Origin of the sequence: Pantoea cypripedii, assembly GCF_002095535.1 — a bacterium.
Classification (GTDB): domain Bacteria; phylum Pseudomonadota; class Gammaproteobacteria; order Enterobacterales; family Enterobacteriaceae; genus Pantoea; species Pantoea cypripedii.
Map to the genome: position 1 here is coordinate 374,702 of NZ_MLJI01000002.1, position 16,451 is coordinate 391,152.

Consider the following 16,451-nt stretch of genomic DNA (forward strand, 5'->3'; position numbering starts at 1 on the left):
CTCGCGGTGAGATACTGAATCAGGACCATCATCGCTAAATCATAGGTTTTTCCCATGCCCCGCGCGTATCAACACCGGTCTCTGCTGCCAGGCGTTCCAGTATGAGTGTTTCCTCATCATTGAGCTGAATATTCATTGCAACAGCCGCATCATTAACATGGTGAACTTTAGTGGCACCGATGATGGGTACCGTTCCTTTTCCGATTGCCCAGGCAACAGCGACCTGAGCTACATTGGCATTATGGGCTGCACCAATCACACTCATGGCTTCTGTCAATTTGTCCAGCAGGGGCAATACGGCGTTGTAGGTATCACCACGGCCACTTCCTGAAGGCATGGGATTTTGGGCGTTGTATCGCCCGCTCAATGCGCCCTGTTCAAGCACCATATAGGCGAAAAAGGTGATGTTATTTTCATGACAGTATTTGAGGATGCCGGCTTCTTCAGAGGAGCGGTATAACAGGCTGAAATGATTTTGGACAGCGCCGACCGAATAGCCCGCAGCTCCCAAGATGCTGTTAGCCCGCTTGATTTGCTCAAGGCTGTGATTTGAAACACCAACCTGTTTGATCTGGCCACTTTTCAGCAGAGGGATGAGCGCGGGTGTCCATTTCTCTACGTCAGAAGGATTATGGATCCAGTAAATATCAACATTTTTCACATTGAGCCTTTCAAGGCTCTTATCCAGCATGTCGGCTACAGGTTCAGTTGATGTAGCATCCGCTATCTGTGGGGTGAATTTCGTGGAAAGTATGATGTCTTCGCGTGGGTATGTTTTGACAAAGTTACCCAGCGCTTTCTCGGAACTTCCCATTCCATAAACTGCGGCAGTATCCCAGAGATTAAGGCCGTGTTTCATTGCTGTGTCAAAAACATCCTTCATTTCAGCGTCAGTGAGGTTGTTACCGAATACGGTATCACCGCCCGCAAATCCAGTACCCCAGGACCATGTTCCCAGTGCTATTTTGGGTTGGTATTGCATTGCTTGCTCCGGATCGGCGCCGACTGTCAGCTCAGTACTCGGCTTGTTAAATCAATGGGTTAAATGATAGTTCTGTTCTTAACAGCGGGTTTTCTTAAAAAACTGCTGAAAGAGGGTGCCTGAGACTGATGAACCCGGCTTTCCAGCTCATCGTTCATTGAGAAAATAGCTTAGACGCAAGTAAGTATAGGCTCGCGATTACTAAAAAATTAGGTCAGTATGATCTCAAGGATATTTAGCCTGTAGCTAACAATCATCTGTTATGAACCGGCTTAGGATGGCGTGATGAACAATGTGATTTACAACCAAATACGTATCTTCCAGAGCATTGCGCGCGAAGGAAGCATTTCAGCAGCGGCCAGGAAGCTCGAGATAACACCGCCTTCCGTAAGCAAGGCATTGAAACTGCTTGAGCAAAACATGGGGCATCCACTCTTTGTGCGAACAACCCGGAGAATTGAACTCACAGATTCTGGTCAGCAGCTTCTGGATCAGACGTCTTTGGCGATGGACTCACTGGAACAAGCCTTAGAGAATTTACGAAGCCAAACGCAGGAACCCTCGGGCCTGATCAGGATTACGCTTTCACGGTTTGCATATATGTTGATCCTGAAGCCAGCTATGTCTGAGTTTTGCCAGCGTTACCCCGGTATTCAGCTTGAAATTTCCGTCTATGACGGGACCATAAACATCGTTGAGGAGCGATTTGATCTGGGTATCCGATTTGGCGACGTGCTCGAAAACGGGGTCGTTGCCCGGCAGTTGATGAAACCCTTCCGAGAAGGGCTATATGCGTCTGCGGATTATTTGAAAACCTTTGGGGTACCAGAAACACCAGTGGACTTATACCAGCACCGGCTGATTGGCTACCGCTTTATTACCAACAACCGCATACTGCCATTGATCCTAAATGACAGAGGTGAGCAACTGACAGTGGAAATGCCGGGGCAACTTATCAGCAATGACATAGATGTTATGGCGGATGGAATCCGAGAGGGGCTGGGAATTGGCCGTCTTTTTGAGCCTGTTTACCAGACTCAGCCTGATAAGGAAAAGATGATCCCTGTCATGGAGTCTTACTGGAAAACATACCCCCCTGTTTATCTCTATTACCTCAAAAGCGCGGGGAAGACAAAACGAGTAAAGATGCTCATTGATTTCCTACTCAATAAAAGCTAGCGAGTACAGACATCATGAGAGGCCATTAACATCCCCTGAATAAACATCTATTGAAAACCAGATACAGGTATGTTTGTACTGTACAGAAGGGGGGCACCTTTCCAAAACTATCATCAAAGGCCAAGAGGTTTGATCTCTCTGATAAATTCAATAAGTAGACGAAGACCGGTAGGTAACTGGCGGCGGCTGGAATAGTAAATGTGAAAGCCTTCTTCAGTAGGAGCCCACTCTGTCAAAACGAGCTTGAGTCGGCCGTCTTTTACATAGGGTGCAACCAATGGTTCAGGAAAATACATGAGTCCAGCCCCTCCCAATATGGCAACGATGCCCGTGTCTGCAAGGTCTACTGTGACGGAGGTGGGTACTGTAACCTGCAATTTCTCATCACCTCTTTCAAGCTCCCATCGATAAACACGGTCATCTCCCAGCCGGCTACTAATACGCGATGATTCTGCAGGTCGTCTGGGTGGTTGGGTATTCCATACTTATCGAGGTAATCTGGGGATGCGGCAATGACCCAACGAATATCGGCTGACAGTCTCCCGGAACTGTCCCGTCATATCTTATACCCGCATCAAACCCGGCATCGGTTATATCAACCATACGGTTACTGGCGACGATATCTACTTCTACGTCCGGATAACGATCCATAAATGCAGGCATAACACGAGCAAGCAGGAGATTTGCTGCTTCGACAGCAGCGTTGATACGTATCCGTCCGCTTGGGGTATCCCTGAAGCGGTTAAGTGACTTAAGTGCACTGCTAATTGATTCGAGGGGGCTGAGTGGCAACCTGCGCCAGGGCTTCACCTGCCGTAGTGAGCGTACCGCTCTTTGTTGTACGGTTCAGTAACCGCACTCCTAATCGTTCCTCCATACCTTTTAGTGCATGGCTTGAAGCCGACGCACTTACACCTATTTCAACAGCTGCACGGCTAAAACTACGATGGCGAGCGATAGGCATAAAATAAATCAGGTCTGCAACGTCACTCCGGCTCGTTTGCATTTATGGCTCCATCCTTAATCGGTTTGTGATTTGCTCGCAGGATATTCATCATGCGTCTCTAACTATCATCGATAGCATTCATTTCTCATAGCTGTAATGCAGCGAGCAAGGATACCTGTCCTTACCCTGTTTAAACTAATGTTCCTGAATTTTACTCATGAGTCCATCAAGGCTTACGTGCTAACGAAGAAGCAATTGCTTCGCTATCCTGATTTTTTTCTTGAACTGAACCGGACACCATCCGGACACGTTCACTTACTTGATGGAGCAGCAAATGAACTATTCACATCTCGGTCGCACCGGTCTTAAAGTCAGCCGACTTTGTCTGGGCACCATGAATTTTGGTGACGTCACTGATGAGGAAACCAGTTTCAATATTCTGGACCAGGCACTAGAAGCCGGCATCAATTTTATTGATACGGCAGATGTCTATGGAACAGAACAGACTCCGGATATCAAACAAGGAACGGGTCTTTCTGAGGAAATTATTGGGCGATGGATAAACCAGGGCGGGAGACGGGATCGTATTGTTCTGGCCACAAAGGTTTATCAGCCTATGGGGCCTGGGCCAAATGACAGAAGGCTTTCTGCATACCATATCCGAAAGGCCTGTGAAGATAGCCTGCGAAGATTAAAAACCGATCACATCGACGTATATCAGATGCACCATATTGATCGTTACACGCCCTGGGAAGAAATCTGGCAAGCCATGGAAATTCTCGTGCAGCAAGGCAAGGTCCTTTATGTCGGCAGCAGTAATTTTGCCGGCTGGGACATCGCCACTGCTCAGTCTGTCGCAAATTCCCGCCATTTCCTAGGTCTCGTTGCTGAGCAAAGTTTGTACAACCTTGCTGCCCGTACAGTTGAACTTGAGGTTATACCCGCTTGCCGCCACTTCGGCCTGGGGCTGATTCCGTGGAGTCCTTTAGCTGGAGGACTGCTTGGCGGCGTACTTAAAAAATCTGCGGATGGCCGTCGTGCAAGACCTGCACTTGCTAGACGTATAGAACAGTTCCGCCCTCAGCTAGAGGCTTTCGAGGGATTATGTGAAGACCTGGGGGAATCGCCTTCTGATGTGGCGCTGGCCTGGCTCCTGCAAAATCCAGTCGTTACCGCACCGCTCATAGGCCCACGCACTGTTGAACAGTTAAAAGAAGCGCTTCATGCAACAACGATCTCCTTATCTGATGACAGCGTGCGCTGCCTTGAGGAGATCTGGACGGGACCGGGTGGCGAAGCGCCTCAAGCATATGCCTGGTAGGCCAGCATGATTCAGATGTAAAGCGTCAGGAAGTGGCGCAATGAAGTGTTGCGCCGCTTTATATTATGCAATTGTGGGAGGAGTGATCGATGGCGGTATGTCACTCAGCGGTGGGATGATCCCGTCGACAGGGTGTGGCAGATAAGGGGCTTCCAGCTCTGCAATTTCAGACTCACTCAAAGAGAAGTTTAAAGCACCAATGGCAGTAGAGAGATGATCTGGTTTAGTTGCACCTACAATGGGGGCAGTGATGACGGGTTTTGACAATAACCAGGCGAGTGCCACATGAGCACGGGGTACCCCATGTCTGGCTGCAATTTGAGCGACGACGTTGACGATGGGTTTATCTAACTCAGCCGCATTTTGATACATTTTCATAGCGAACGCATCATTCTCACTGCGATAGGTATTTTCGCTCCAGTCTCGTGTCAGGCGCCCTCTTGCCATTGGACTCCATGGAATGACACCGACTCCCTGATCAAGACACTGAGGGAGCATCTCACGTTCTTCCTCACGATAAAGAAGGTTGTATTGCGGTTGCATGGAGACAAAGCGAGTCCAGCCATTGCTGTCTGCGCAGTGCTGCATTTTTGCAAAACGCCAGGCTTGCATTGACGATGCACCGATATACCTGACTTTTCCAGATTTAACGATGTCGTGCAGAGCTTCCATTGTTTCCTCTACCGGTGTTGCATGATCGAAACGGTGTATCTGGTATAAATCAACGTAATCCATCCCGAGGCGCATCAGACTATCATCGATTGATTTAAACAGAGCTTTACGCGACAGAAAGCCAGTGTTCGGTGAGTTTCGCCATGGAAAGAATGCCTTCGTGGCCACGACAATTTCATCCCGCTGGGCCATGTCGCTTAATGCTTTTCCTACAATTTCTTCAGAACTGCCCCCAGAGTAGATGTTCGCTGTATCAAAAAAGTTGATTCCAGCTTCTAACGCTTGTCTGATAAGCGGACGAGATTTATCTTCCTCGAGTGACCAGGGCTGTGGGAGACGGTCTGGTTCGCCGTAGCTCATACAACCAAGGCATAAACGAGAAACCTGTAATCCTGTACGACCTAGGTTTATATATTGCATTTGGGCACTCCGATAAAGTTGTAGACGGTTATACCGTTTGATTAAGGGTAGTAGATCTAAAACAGCATACCTGATGACTCGACTTTAAAAATTCAGGTGTGAAATTTTTTCTTTATTCAGAAGGCTAACATTATCAGTGGTTTTTATTTATCAGAAAAATGGTCCTGTCTGACAGGTAATATGTCTATTGAGTGGAAGGGATGGTGGTTTTAATATCATTAATAGGTGTTTAGCATCTGCTTTAATTTTGAGTTTAATATGCCTGTGATAAGGTGACAGCCTTGCTGTGGTGCAGAAGTCATTACGGTGATGATGTTTCTGATGTCTGCAATCGCTCCTGAACACACCGGGGATTATGCCCTATATGATGGCTCTCAATAACCCATTGCCGTTGAATGCGTTTATGAGAAATTCTCACGAGTTGGCTGCATAGACAGCAGGAGTAAAGACGATAAATTCTGCGCAAAAGTGGAATTAACCGCGCCCTTTGAATGTTCAGTGTTCAGAGTATCTGTGACGGAAGATCTATCTAATGTACAGTGCGTTGTCTGTTCGTTGATTACACAACTAACAAGGAGATTTAACGGACGGTAAAACCGCCATCAACGGGTAGGGCATGCCCAATGATGAAGCTGGAGGCCGGACTACAGAGCCACAATACGGCGTCTGCAATCTCAGTAGCCCGTCCTAAGCGACCCATAGGTACATCCTTCATCAATTCTTCCATGGCTTCGCTCTGACTTTCAAGCATCCCTGAAACCATTGGAGTCTCGATAATACCGGGGCAAATAGCATTAATTCGGATGTTTTGCTTGGCATATTCCAGGCCGGCACTTTTAGTCAGTCCGACTACACCATGTTTAGAAGCATGATAAATTCCTCGTTCTGCAATGCCGACCAAACCTCCGAGGGATGAGTTGTTGACTATGGAACCGCTGCCTTGTTTTTTCATCTGAAGGAGTTCGTATTTCATGCAATTCCATACCCCGCGGAGATTGACATCCATAACAGAATCATAGTCTTCTGGGGCAGCAATGGCCGTCTCAGCAACGGGACTTTGTACGCCAGCATTGTTGAATGCGAAGTCAATACGGCCAAGAGCTGCAACAGCTTCATCTATCATCGCTTTCACATCACTTATCTTGGCGACATCACAGTAAACTGCTAAGGCTTGTTCCCCTTTGGCATTTAACTCAGCAGCAGCTTCACAGACAGCTTTAAAGTTGACATCGGCCATAACTACAGCAGCACCAGATGCAGCGAAAGCTTTAGCTGCTTCTAATCCCATACCCGAGGCCGCACCGGTGACAAGCGCAACCTGGTCTTTAAAATTGTAATTCATGTTGCTTCCTTGATAAGAGGTTTATATGGTTATTCATTTCTGGAAAATAATAACTTGTAGGAGTTCATGCGAAAAACCAACTCAATAAGGTATTTTGTAGCCGGGTTTTTTATAAAGGATTGATTCTTTTCCTAGGATGTCAGGTTTATAAACCTGTTCGACCCAGTCGTCCATGGCAATGTCTTCAATGGTTATTGAAATTTTATCTTTTTCTATATTTAATGTTTCACTCATTGCATTACATAGGGCTTCAGACAGTAAAATCTTATCGTCTTCATCTCTCTCAACGATTTTTATAATGATATGTGGCATGAATCCTCCTCTAATTGATTATTTTCAGGACGGTTTTTTCCATAAACCAGCTTCAAGCCTTGCTTAATTGAGCCTGGTGATTATATCCAGGCTTGTCAGGGACAAATTACATCACCTGACTGGTTGGCCTGAAGAGTATTTCGTTGATATCGACATTATCCGGTTGACTGATAGCAAACTCGACAGCATTTGCAAATGAAGAGGGTGGGATAGCATGCTCTTCATAATATTTATTGAACTGTCCGGCTACTCCTTCCTCGGTGATGTGATTGGTTAATTCGGTATCAACAGCACCGGGTGATATAATTGTTGTCCGCAGATTATAGGGTTTTACTTCTGAACGGAGTCCTTCGCTGATTACCCTGACGGCAGTTTGGTTGCACAGTATATGGTCCCAGCAGGTGTGACCTTATGACCAGCAATAGAAGAAACATTGATGATATGACCGGACCTTTGCTCTTTCATAATGGGAAGAGCTGCAGCAATTCCATAAAGGGTGCCTTTAATATTGATATCAATCATGTTGTCCCACTCATCAACCTTCAGGCTTTCCAGCATTGATTGCTGCATTAAGCCTGCATTATTGATGAGGACATCAATACGACCAAAAGCCTCAACAGCAGCCTTCAGTAAATTCTCCACCTGAACTTTATCGGTGACATCAGTGGCTATTGCTAGTGCTTTACCGTCCGCACTTTCAATATCCCTGACAAGTTTTTCAAGCCTACCGATTCGACGCGCTCCAGGTACGACTACCGCCCCTTTACTACTCAGGCTACGCGCGGTGCATTCACCTAATCCACTACTGGCACCGGTTATGACAATGACTTTGCCATCGATATGATTGTTCATTCGGTGTCACCATACTTTAATGATTTTAGTCATTTCATTTCCTTAGAGTTTTTGTATTTGTTTCTGAAGATTTAAAACGCCGGAATAAAATACCTGACGTTGATCTCTTATATACAGGCTGCTGCATATAGAATTTAGATTATGCATGACTAAAGAGCATGTATTACCCCTTCAATCCTGAATGCTTCTATGAGTGAATTTCACTAATGAGGTGTTTAATTCACACTTTGTTTCAATGAGATTGGTAAAAAGCACAGAGATATCTTTCATGCCTTATTGTATTTGACATTTTTACGGCTGACTGCATCTTTTACGTAATTCATGCGTCGATAAGATGAGGGGGAGGTGTTGTATAACTTGATAAAAGAGCGGGTGAATGATTGCTGAGAATCAAACCCATCTATAAAAGAAATGTTTGAGATGCTATCTTTTCCACTAATTAAATCAGAAGCGGCATGCGTGAGTTTGGTTTCCCGGATATAAACAGCAAGTGCTTTTTTTCGTAACTGAATGAAATATTCTCTGCAAATGCCACTTGGAATAACCTGAATGCTTGGCAACATCTTTTATTCTAATGCGCACATAGATGTTGTTAGTGATCCATACTTTCAATTCATCTATAACTAACTCCTGATAAGTCATGTTAAGATCCCCATTGATGTATTCGGTTTTTATAGTGGAGTTTTAAGAGGGTACAATGAAATTTCACTTGTAATTTATTTCTGAAATTAGAGTGAGTTAACTTTAGAGAAATAGGATGAGGAATGTTTTTTCCTGTATCGCCCAGGAGGAATATCAAATTTGCTTTTGAAGGCTCGAGAGAATGATTGCTGTGTTTCATATCCATAGCGCATGCTAATTTCTATCAAATGATCATTTGTGTTTGCTAAATCGACAGCAGCTTTATTTAATCGTGAGTCTCGTATGAATTCAGCAATGTTTCGACTAGTAACCCTGAGAAAAATACGCTGCAAATACCATTTTGAAAATCCAGACTTTTCAGCTATATCATCAATCTGTAGTGATTCGCTTAAATTTTTATCAATCCAGTCAATGAGAGTTTCTACAATAGTAAAATGGTATTCCATCATTATTTTATCTCCTGGCTGTTTTAAAGACATAAGATCTCAGATGGTCTATTACATAACTATTTTCAGACAAGCTAAGCATTACGCTTCTTGCTAAGTCTGCGTATAATCCCAAGAGGATATGATTAGCATGCCTTTTGGTTGAGCTCTTATGCATCAGATTAGACTCTAATCCGTAACTGTTAGGAGTTTTAGGTGTGTGAATACAACCTTTTTTGTGCTGTAAATAATTACTGGATTGATTCATTGCTAACCTCTAACAGGTGATTAGTAGCCTGTTAGAGATAGTAGCAGTTGAGTTAAGTGATTTTAATACGTAAAATTTTTGATAATACGATGAATCCAGCTCATGAATTAGAGCACATTTTGTGAAATAAAACTGTTTATCTTTTCGTAGGAGTATAGTTTCATGCTACCCACAATAGAGTGAAGTGAAGCGCGCGAAAAAAGTTTATTTACGATATTTTAAAGACCGTCATTTTATAAACGTTACTGTTGCGGAGTAATCAGCAATTCTGATGTCTTTTGTTGTGAGCTTTGAACGCTTGATGAAATTTTGTTTAGAATGATATCTGCACCTGAAATTCTTGATTGATCATTATATACGCGTGTATAAATCTGCGAGGCGGCACCGTTATCATAGGGAGAAAATAATCCTGAGTCTTGAATATCTACACGATCAATTAGAGGGCTGATGTCATTTGAGTATAAAATCTTAACGTCAATGTTCAAGTGTTCTACTTCTTTTTTAACTGCAAGAAGATAGCTTTCAATAGCTTTTTTAAATAGAAAAGTACAAGCCTGCACCAGGCATGCTTTTTACCATTTCTGGAGCACCAATCATTATGATTGAACCTTTACCCTGTTTACGGAAATGCTTGATAGCAGCATTGACCAAGAGAATAGTTTGGGTAAAGTTTACTGAAACTTGTTCTTTTACAGCTTCAGGAGCCATGAATTCTGAGGCACCCAGAGTAACTGTCGTGTCAGTAATCACCAATGCATCGAGATGCTTTCCAGAAACTTCAATTCTTTTAATGGCTGAAGATAGTTCTTGTTCGTAATATTCGCTAAATATCTGTGGATGAAAATCCAGCGGATATTTTGAAGCAAGGTCAGTTACGCATAAGTAATCAATTACTGTACCAATAACAGCATCACCATTGGTGAGTAAATGTTGTGCAATTTCTTTACTGAAACCCGAACTTAAGCCTGTCATTAGCCATATGCGTTTTGTCATTGTTACCTTAATCCATTCATGCGTGTTTGTAGATAAATTTGAATGGTGCAAAGTTATCTCTTTAAACAGAGTTGTTTTTACCTGAGAGTGCTTTCTAATTAGTTATGCGATCGAGTTGTCCAGGTAAGTCTTTTTACCTGCATGTGCCCTGTAGGCTAATTTTACTTTGCCAACACTGAGAATAAATGTTAGTTGTATGAATGGATACTTCGAAGAATTTAACTACTTACTGAATAATACATAAATTCTTACGCCTTAATTATTATAAGTCATTGTTATAGAGGTAAAAATGACAATCACTTTTATCAACACGAAAAGAGGGTTTCATGAAAACTATTGGTTATGCTGCTCTTTCAGCAGATGAAAAATTAGTTCCTTATCAGTTTATCAGACGCGATCCTAAACAAAATGATGTTCAGATAGAAATTCTATATTGTGGTGTATGTCATTCTGACCTCCATACAGCAAATGGCGATTGGGGTCCTCAGCCTTACCCATTGGTACCTGGTCATGAAATAGTTGGAGTGGTTACAGCAATTGGAAATAATGTTAAGAAATTTAAAATTGGCGATCATGTAGCCGTTGGCTGCATGGTAGACAGCTGCATGGAATGCGACCAATGCTCTAAAGGCGAGGAACAGTATTGCAGAGAAGGAATGGTTCCTACATATGGCGCACCTGATCGTATAAATGGTGATATTACTCAAGGTGGCTACTCTAAACATATAGTTGTACGTGAAGAATTTGTTGTAAAAATTCCAGAAACAATGGACCTGGCTAAAACTGCGCCAATACTTTGTGCAGGCATAACTACTTATTCTCCTTTGAAGACATGGAATGTGAGTAAAGGCAGTCGGGTAGGTATTATCGGACTTGGTGGATTGGGCCATATGGCAGTAAAGCTTGCTGTAGCGATGGGAGCGGAAGTGACAGTCATTAGTCGTACAAAGACTAAAGAAGAAGATGCGAAAGCGTTGGGTGCAAAAGGTATTCTTGCTTCTTCTGATACCAGCGCATTAACTCTGGCTGCGTGTTCGTTCGATTTGATTATTGACACAGTCCCTACTAAGCATGATCTTAATACCTATACTCCGCTTTTAGACATCGATGGTTCTTTAGTTATAGTTGGCCAAATTGGCCTAATGATGGAACCGCAAACATTGCCGCTGGTAATGGGTAGACGCCGGGTAGCTGGATCATTAATCGGTGGGATCGCTGAGACACAAGAAGTTATAAATTTCTGTGCTGAAAATAATATTTATCCTGACTGCGAATTAATTAAAATTGAAGAAATAAACGAAGCATTTTCTCGATTAGCTCAGGGCGATATGGCCCACAGAATTGTAATTGACATGTCATCGCTGAATTGATTTTTTTATGCAGCCCCATTCCTGGATTATCTGCTAGAGCTTCCACTCTTAGTCACTGCGCCACTGCACCTTACCGGGTGGCGCACCTCGGTTCCGGTCCATTATAGCCAGTGTAAACATCCGGGAATAAATCTTCGCCAACTGCGTACTTTTATGCCTTAGCAGGGGCAGCTCCCCTTATGCGTTGATGACCCTGCTCAGGCTGATTGAGAGTGGCCAAGGGCATGAAAGTGTAATGCCGCCGGCAGAACGGCCCGAGTCAAATTACCAGTTACTGAATTTTTCTGAGGTTATCCTGTCGGCTCCGCACAGTATCAAACATGTGCTCTGCCATTGTATAATTGCCGTTTTGAAGATAGTCCTGCGCCTGCTGCAGGTTATCCTCACGCTCTGGGTAGTAAACCGCGTCAGCCTTCACGGCTTGTATCAGCAGCACCAGTGCCGGAGGAATACCCTGACGCAGATTATCCTGCCGGCTCCGTACCGTATCAAACATGTGCTCTGCCATTGAATAGTTGCCATTCAGCAAATAGTCCTGCGCCTGCTGCAGGTTATCCCCACGCTCTGGGTAGTTCACAGCATTAGCTTGCACTGCCTGCATCAGCAGCCTCAGATCCGGTGAAATACCCTGACGCAGATTTTCCTGCCGGATCCGCACCGTATCAAACATGTGCTCAGCCATTGAATAGTTACCATTCAGCAAATAGTCCTGCGCCTGCTGCCAGTGCGACTCTCGTTCTGGGTAAGAGAGAGTTCCTTGCTGTATGCAGTTAAGAAGTGCTACCAACTCTGCCGGCAGAAGATGCCAATTGGAGGGATCATTAAAATTGTTGCTCATCACTATCCTTAAACGCTGTGTATTTGAAAATAATTAGTGAGTCAGATCTTTGTCTTCAGAACACGTCTCTCTTAAGCCATTCACCGCAGTATGAATACGGAACATAAACCATCAGCCGCAGCCCAATCTAAGGTAACAATTAATTACCACATCTTAAATCATTTTCAGCCGTATAAGTAACTGACATTTAGAACACTTTGTTTGGATGTACACGCCCGATACGGCTCCTTGCAGAACTGGTGGTGGCGCATATATCGGTTATGTTCAGCTTACTCATCGCGAGCCCGAAATTCGTCTGACCGTCGCCGCCAGTTGCACTTTTATTGTTGATGCGGATGACCCTAGCCTTATTCTCTAAAACGCCAGTATCCTTCAGTGCTCCTGAAAATAGCCATGCTACAGCACGGCCATCGGGCAATTGGCTTACCGAGTCGACGATCAGTCATGTCTAGCGGGCTGTCTGAGCGTTAGCGCTGGAGCATGCGGGCGACAGTGCCTGTCGGAAATACCAAGTCGCTCAGCTGCAAAACTGGTAATCAGATGTCGGTCTACAACACTAACCAGTTAAGCCATTGAACTTCGTTCATCGTGAAAAGCTCCGCACCAAATGCTTTCCTCCTTGGATTGACAACACGTCATCATTATCGATCAGGTTAGCTTAGCCAACTTCTAAAAGACATTAATAATAAACAACATGAAGAAGTTCGGGTAACGTAAACAATGTGTCTAAAGATCATTAGACAATGGCTAAATATCTTTGACTCAAGAGTGATCTAATCTGACCAACATTGCTAGTTTATACTGCTCATGAGTTTCGTTTGTTGTTTTCTAAGTCAGAGTTATCAGTAATGCATTGCAAACTTTTGCTGGCTGGAGAAATGTTGTGACTCAAGCCAGTTTTATGTTTTACAGCGGTTTTTGTCATTGATATTAATGGAGAGTGAGGACGATGAAAATCATTTGCCTTGAAGAACATACTCTGGATAAAGAACTGGGTATGGCAACAATATCAGCAGCAATAGCTCAGGCTCCGTTTCTTACTCACTGGGGCCGAGCTGTTTCTGACGGTAATAATCCCGATAGAAGTCGTCCTCAAATCGAAAAAAACGACCTCATCAATGTAAAAGGAGTCGATATTGGCCAGAGGCGTCTGCAAGATATGGATGATGCTGGTATTAGTATGCAGATCTTATCGGTCGGAGGATTTCCACAACTGGCTCCAGAAAATGACGCAATCAACCTGAACAGAGCGGCCAATGACCGTCTCGCTGAGGCTGTGACTCTTAATCCTAGTCGCTTTGCGGCTTTTGCGACACTTCCCTGGACGCAACCAGATGCAGCCGAAGAAGAACTTGAAAGGGCGGTTAAAAATTTAGGATTTAAAGGTGCATTGTTAAATGGCAGACCTTCAGAAAACTTTCTCGACCATCCAGATTTCGATAATCTGTTGTGCCTTTTTAACAGACTAAATGTTCCGCTTTATCTTCACCCGGGGCTGCCTGTTCAGACTGTACAGAAGGCTTATTACAGTGGTTTCAGTGATGAAGTTTCTGCCAGATTATCGATGTTTGGCTGGGGATGGCATCACGAAGCGGGAATTCATTTGCTGCGATTAATTTTATCTGGTGCATTCGATAGATACCCTAATCTTCAGGTGATCAGTGGCCATTGGGGTGAGATGTTACCATTCTGGTTACAACGCCTTGATGACAGTATCCCACTGGCAGCTTCAGGTTTACGGCGCTCGATTACCCAGACTTTTCAAGAACAGGTTTACGTTACACCTAGCGGTATGCTGACTTTGCCTCATTTCAGGTTTATTTATGAACTGATGGGAGCCAAACGGATCCTTTTTTCTGCTGATTATCCATATCAAACACTTGATGGCGTGATGGACTTCATCCAGTGTTTGCCTGTTTCAGAAGAAGAAAAAGAATTGATAGCTTTCCGCAATGCCGAACAATTACTCGGTGTAAAAGCATGAATGCCAGCTCTCTGCCACTGTTGGGGAGACAGGTTTCTCCCCAACTGATTATTAGCTTTTAGCTAAAAGTCTTTAAGCTATTAATACCCTAAAAAACCGAGAATAACCTTTCTATACTGAAATCAGTAATGAAAGGTTTTATATGTACTACATTTTATTTTTCTGATGAGCGCCTGACTCATCAGGTGCGAGAAGTAGTGACTATTGCCATTCTGATTATTATGAGTGGAGTGTTCAGTCAACTTTATGCACACGTTAATATCGGTAAAAAAGCTTGAGTGATAAGTAACTAAAAGTTTATATCAAAAAATAAATCAAAGAATGATATTTTTTAATTGGTTGTGCTAACCGGCCTTGTGATTAATACATCTGAGAGTTAAGTGTTTTTCCATAAAAAGGTAATTCATGAAAAATCCATGCCTGTTGATTTCTTTTTTTCTCAGTTTTTCAGTGTCTGCAATGAAATCGGAAAAATCATGCGGGCTTGTATTTAACATATCTGAATTGACAGTGAAAAATGGGGAAATGGCAGCTTATGATCGTGTGGCTGAGAGCAATATAACAAAGTCATTGGCCAGTGAAGATGGAACGCTGGGAATGTATTCTATTAAGCGAAAGTCCGATACAAATCAGGCTTACATGATAGAGATTTATTCTGATTCTCGCGCATATCAAAAGCATAAAGATTCTCCACAATATAAGGAGTTCCTCATTCGCTCCCCTGAAATCCTTGATAAGAATCATAAAAGGATGATTAATCTTACACCTAAGTTTATGGGCGATAAGAAGTTGCATCAAACCAAATATACCATCAATAACCTGGTTATTGTTGAGGTGAAACCTGAATTTAATGCGGCATTTAGTAGCGTTGTCGTTCCAGAAATGAAGCAGTCGCTTAAAGTTGAGAACGGTGTGCTGGCGATGTACGCAGGCATAGAAACCACAAACCCTACACGCTGGTATTTTTATGAAATTTATGCTAGCGAAGCTGATTATCAGAAGCATCGCCAAACACCACATTTCAAAGATTATCTTAAACTAACTGCTAATATGACGACTCGAAAAGATTCCATCCCGGTTAAACCTGAAGTGCTGATGAATAAAGGCGGGTTGATCTTCGTATGTAAGAATTAAAAAATTATATGGTGCAACACATTAAAGTTCGCATTTTAAACTAATCCAGGCGCATGCAGTTTCATTGTTAAAAAATAAAATAATAAGGCTATAATTTATAATGATTTTTCTAACTTGTCGCATAAAGAAAAGAGTTACTTATAATCAGAGTATGTGTTTATCTATACGTCAAATCGGAAATTAAAAAATGCTTATTTCTATTGTTTACGATAGTGGTTATGGTCATACAGCTCGGGTCGCTCAGGCTGTAGCCGCAGGTGTTAATGAGGTTGATGGTGCAGAAGTATGTCTGATGCCAGTCGCTGAGGGTGGTATTGACTGGGAAAAACTCGAAAAAAGCGATGCCATTATTTTTGGCTCACCAACCTATAACGGTATGGTGAGCGCCAGACTTAAACTTTTCTTTGAGGACTCGACTAAAGTGGCGTGGGTAAATCTAAAATGGCGTAATAAGATTGCTGCAGGATTTACAAATTCTGGAGCTCAACATGGTGACAAACTCAATTCCCTTGTTTCAATGATGTTATTTGCTTCGCAACACGGAATGGTTTGGGTTGGGTTAGACCTTATGCCAGGGAATAGCAGTAGTACGGGTAGCACCAGTGACCTCAACCGTCTGGGAAGCTGGCTTGGCGTTATGACTCAGGCGAATACTGACGAGGCACCTGATATTGCCCCGCCAGTAAGTGATCTCCTTACTGCTCAATATCTAGGCCGTCGTGTGGCTAATATCACTTCGCACATGAACTCAACGTTATAAATTCATAAAGG

The 16,451-nt window shown here is 43.4% G+C and carries 15 protein-coding genes and 2 pseudogenes; 6 read left to right on the forward strand and 11 right to left on the reverse strand.

Annotated features, from left to right (window positions below):
* Positions 1 to 34: 34 nt before the first annotated feature.
* Positions 35 to 982 carry an aldo/keto reductase gene (locus HA50_RS22940; RefSeq protein WP_084879136.1) on the reverse strand — a complete coding sequence of 316 codons (948 nt, stop codon included), beginning with the start codon at positions 980 to 982 and terminating at the stop codon, positions 35 to 37.
* Positions 983 to 1,267: 285 nt separating this feature from the next.
* Between HA50_RS22940 and HA50_RS22945 the strand changes: the two genes are divergently transcribed.
* Positions 1,268 to 2,161: a LysR family transcriptional regulator gene (locus tag HA50_RS22945; protein ID WP_084879137.1), complete on the forward strand. Its 894-nt coding sequence runs from the start codon at positions 1,268 to 1,270 to the stop codon at positions 2,159 to 2,161.
* A 113-nt stretch (positions 2,162 to 2,274) separates the two neighbouring features.
* Here HA50_RS22945 and HA50_RS22950 read toward each other — a convergent pair.
* Positions 2,275 to 3,167, reverse strand: a pseudogene (locus HA50_RS22950) (LysR family transcriptional regulator).
* 274 nt (positions 3,168 to 3,441) lie between these two features.
* Between HA50_RS22950 and HA50_RS22955 the strand changes: the two are divergent.
* Positions 3,442 to 4,428 (forward strand): aldo/keto reductase, encoded by a 987-nt coding sequence (locus HA50_RS22955; protein ID WP_084879138.1) that lies wholly within the window; start codon positions 3,442 to 3,444, stop codon positions 4,426 to 4,428.
* 63 nt (positions 4,429 to 4,491) lie between these two features.
* Here the strand turns inward: HA50_RS22955 and HA50_RS22960 are convergent, their stop codons facing one another.
* The 8 genes and pseudogenes from HA50_RS22960 to HA50_RS22990 form a co-directional block, all read right to left on the reverse strand.
* On the reverse strand, positions 4,492 to 5,520 hold the full coding sequence (locus HA50_RS22960; RefSeq protein WP_084879139.1) for an aldo/keto reductase: 1,029 nt from the start codon (positions 5,518 to 5,520) through the stop codon (positions 4,492 to 4,494).
* A gap of 580 nt (positions 5,521 to 6,100) precedes the next feature.
* The gene (locus HA50_RS22965; protein ID WP_084879140.1) at positions 6,101 to 6,862 is read right to left on the reverse strand and encodes a glucose 1-dehydrogenase; all 762 of its coding nucleotides are present in this window, start codon (positions 6,860 to 6,862) and stop codon (positions 6,101 to 6,103) included.
* 81 nt (positions 6,863 to 6,943) lie between these two features.
* Positions 6,944 to 7,174 (reverse strand): tautomerase family protein, encoded by a 231-nt coding sequence (locus tag HA50_RS22970; RefSeq protein WP_084879141.1) that lies wholly within the window; start codon positions 7,172 to 7,174, stop codon positions 6,944 to 6,946.
* A 106-nt stretch (positions 7,175 to 7,280) separates the two neighbouring features.
* Positions 7,281 to 8,026: pseudogene (locus HA50_RS22975) on the reverse strand (SDR family oxidoreductase).
* A 266-nt stretch (positions 8,027 to 8,292) separates the two neighbouring features.
* Positions 8,293 to 8,589, reverse strand: a complete 297-nt coding sequence (locus HA50_RS22980; protein ID WP_244193643.1) for a helix-turn-helix domain-containing protein — start codon at positions 8,587 to 8,589, stop codon at positions 8,293 to 8,295.
* Positions 8,590 to 8,754: 165 nt separating this feature from the next.
* Positions 8,755 to 9,147: a helix-turn-helix domain-containing protein gene (locus tag HA50_RS22985; protein WP_084879142.1), complete on the reverse strand. Its 393-nt coding sequence runs from the start codon at positions 9,145 to 9,147 to the stop codon at positions 8,755 to 8,757.
* 456 nt (positions 9,148 to 9,603) lie between these two features.
* Positions 9,604 to 9,921: a hypothetical protein gene (locus HA50_RS31230; protein WP_139811011.1), complete on the reverse strand. Its 318-nt coding sequence runs from the start codon at positions 9,919 to 9,921 to the stop codon at positions 9,604 to 9,606.
* A complete protein-coding gene (locus tag HA50_RS22990; RefSeq protein ID WP_084879143.1) occupies positions 9,896 to 10,354 on the reverse strand; it encodes an SDR family NAD(P)-dependent oxidoreductase in 459 nt (152 codons plus the stop codon). The genes HA50_RS31230 and HA50_RS22990 overlap by 26 nt, the downstream gene beginning before the upstream one ends.
* Positions 10,355 to 10,680: 326 nt before the next feature.
* On the opposite strand from HA50_RS22990, the gene HA50_RS22995 reads away from it, so the two are divergent.
* Complete coding sequence (locus HA50_RS22995) at positions 10,681 to 11,724, forward strand: NAD(P)-dependent alcohol dehydrogenase (RefSeq protein ID WP_084879144.1); 1,044 nt, start codon at positions 10,681 to 10,683, stop codon at positions 11,722 to 11,724.
* 271 nt (positions 11,725 to 11,995) lie between these two features.
* Here HA50_RS22995 and HA50_RS23000 read toward each other — a convergent pair whose 3' ends face one another.
* Complete coding sequence (locus HA50_RS23000) at positions 11,996 to 12,562, reverse strand: hypothetical protein (RefSeq protein WP_084879145.1); 567 nt, start codon at positions 12,560 to 12,562, stop codon at positions 11,996 to 11,998.
* A gap of 949 nt (positions 12,563 to 13,511) precedes the next feature.
* Between HA50_RS23000 and HA50_RS23005 the strand changes: the two genes are divergently transcribed.
* The 3 genes from HA50_RS23005 to HA50_RS23015 all read left to right on the forward strand — a co-directional run bounded on the left by HA50_RS23005 (position 13,512) and on the right by HA50_RS23015 (position 16,440).
* Complete coding sequence (locus HA50_RS23005) at positions 13,512 to 14,546, forward strand: amidohydrolase family protein (protein ID WP_084879146.1); 1,035 nt, start codon at positions 13,512 to 13,514, stop codon at positions 14,544 to 14,546.
* 405 nt (positions 14,547 to 14,951) lie between these two features.
* Positions 14,952 to 15,680, forward strand: coding sequence for a putative quinol monooxygenase (locus HA50_RS23010; protein WP_084879147.1), 729 nt, complete (start codon positions 14,952 to 14,954; stop codon positions 15,678 to 15,680).
* A gap of 187 nt (positions 15,681 to 15,867) precedes the next feature.
* Entirely contained in the window at positions 15,868 to 16,440 is a 573-nt protein-coding gene (locus HA50_RS23015; protein WP_084879148.1) for a flavodoxin family protein, read from the forward strand.
* The last annotated feature ends 11 nt before the right edge of the window (positions 16,441 to 16,451 follow it).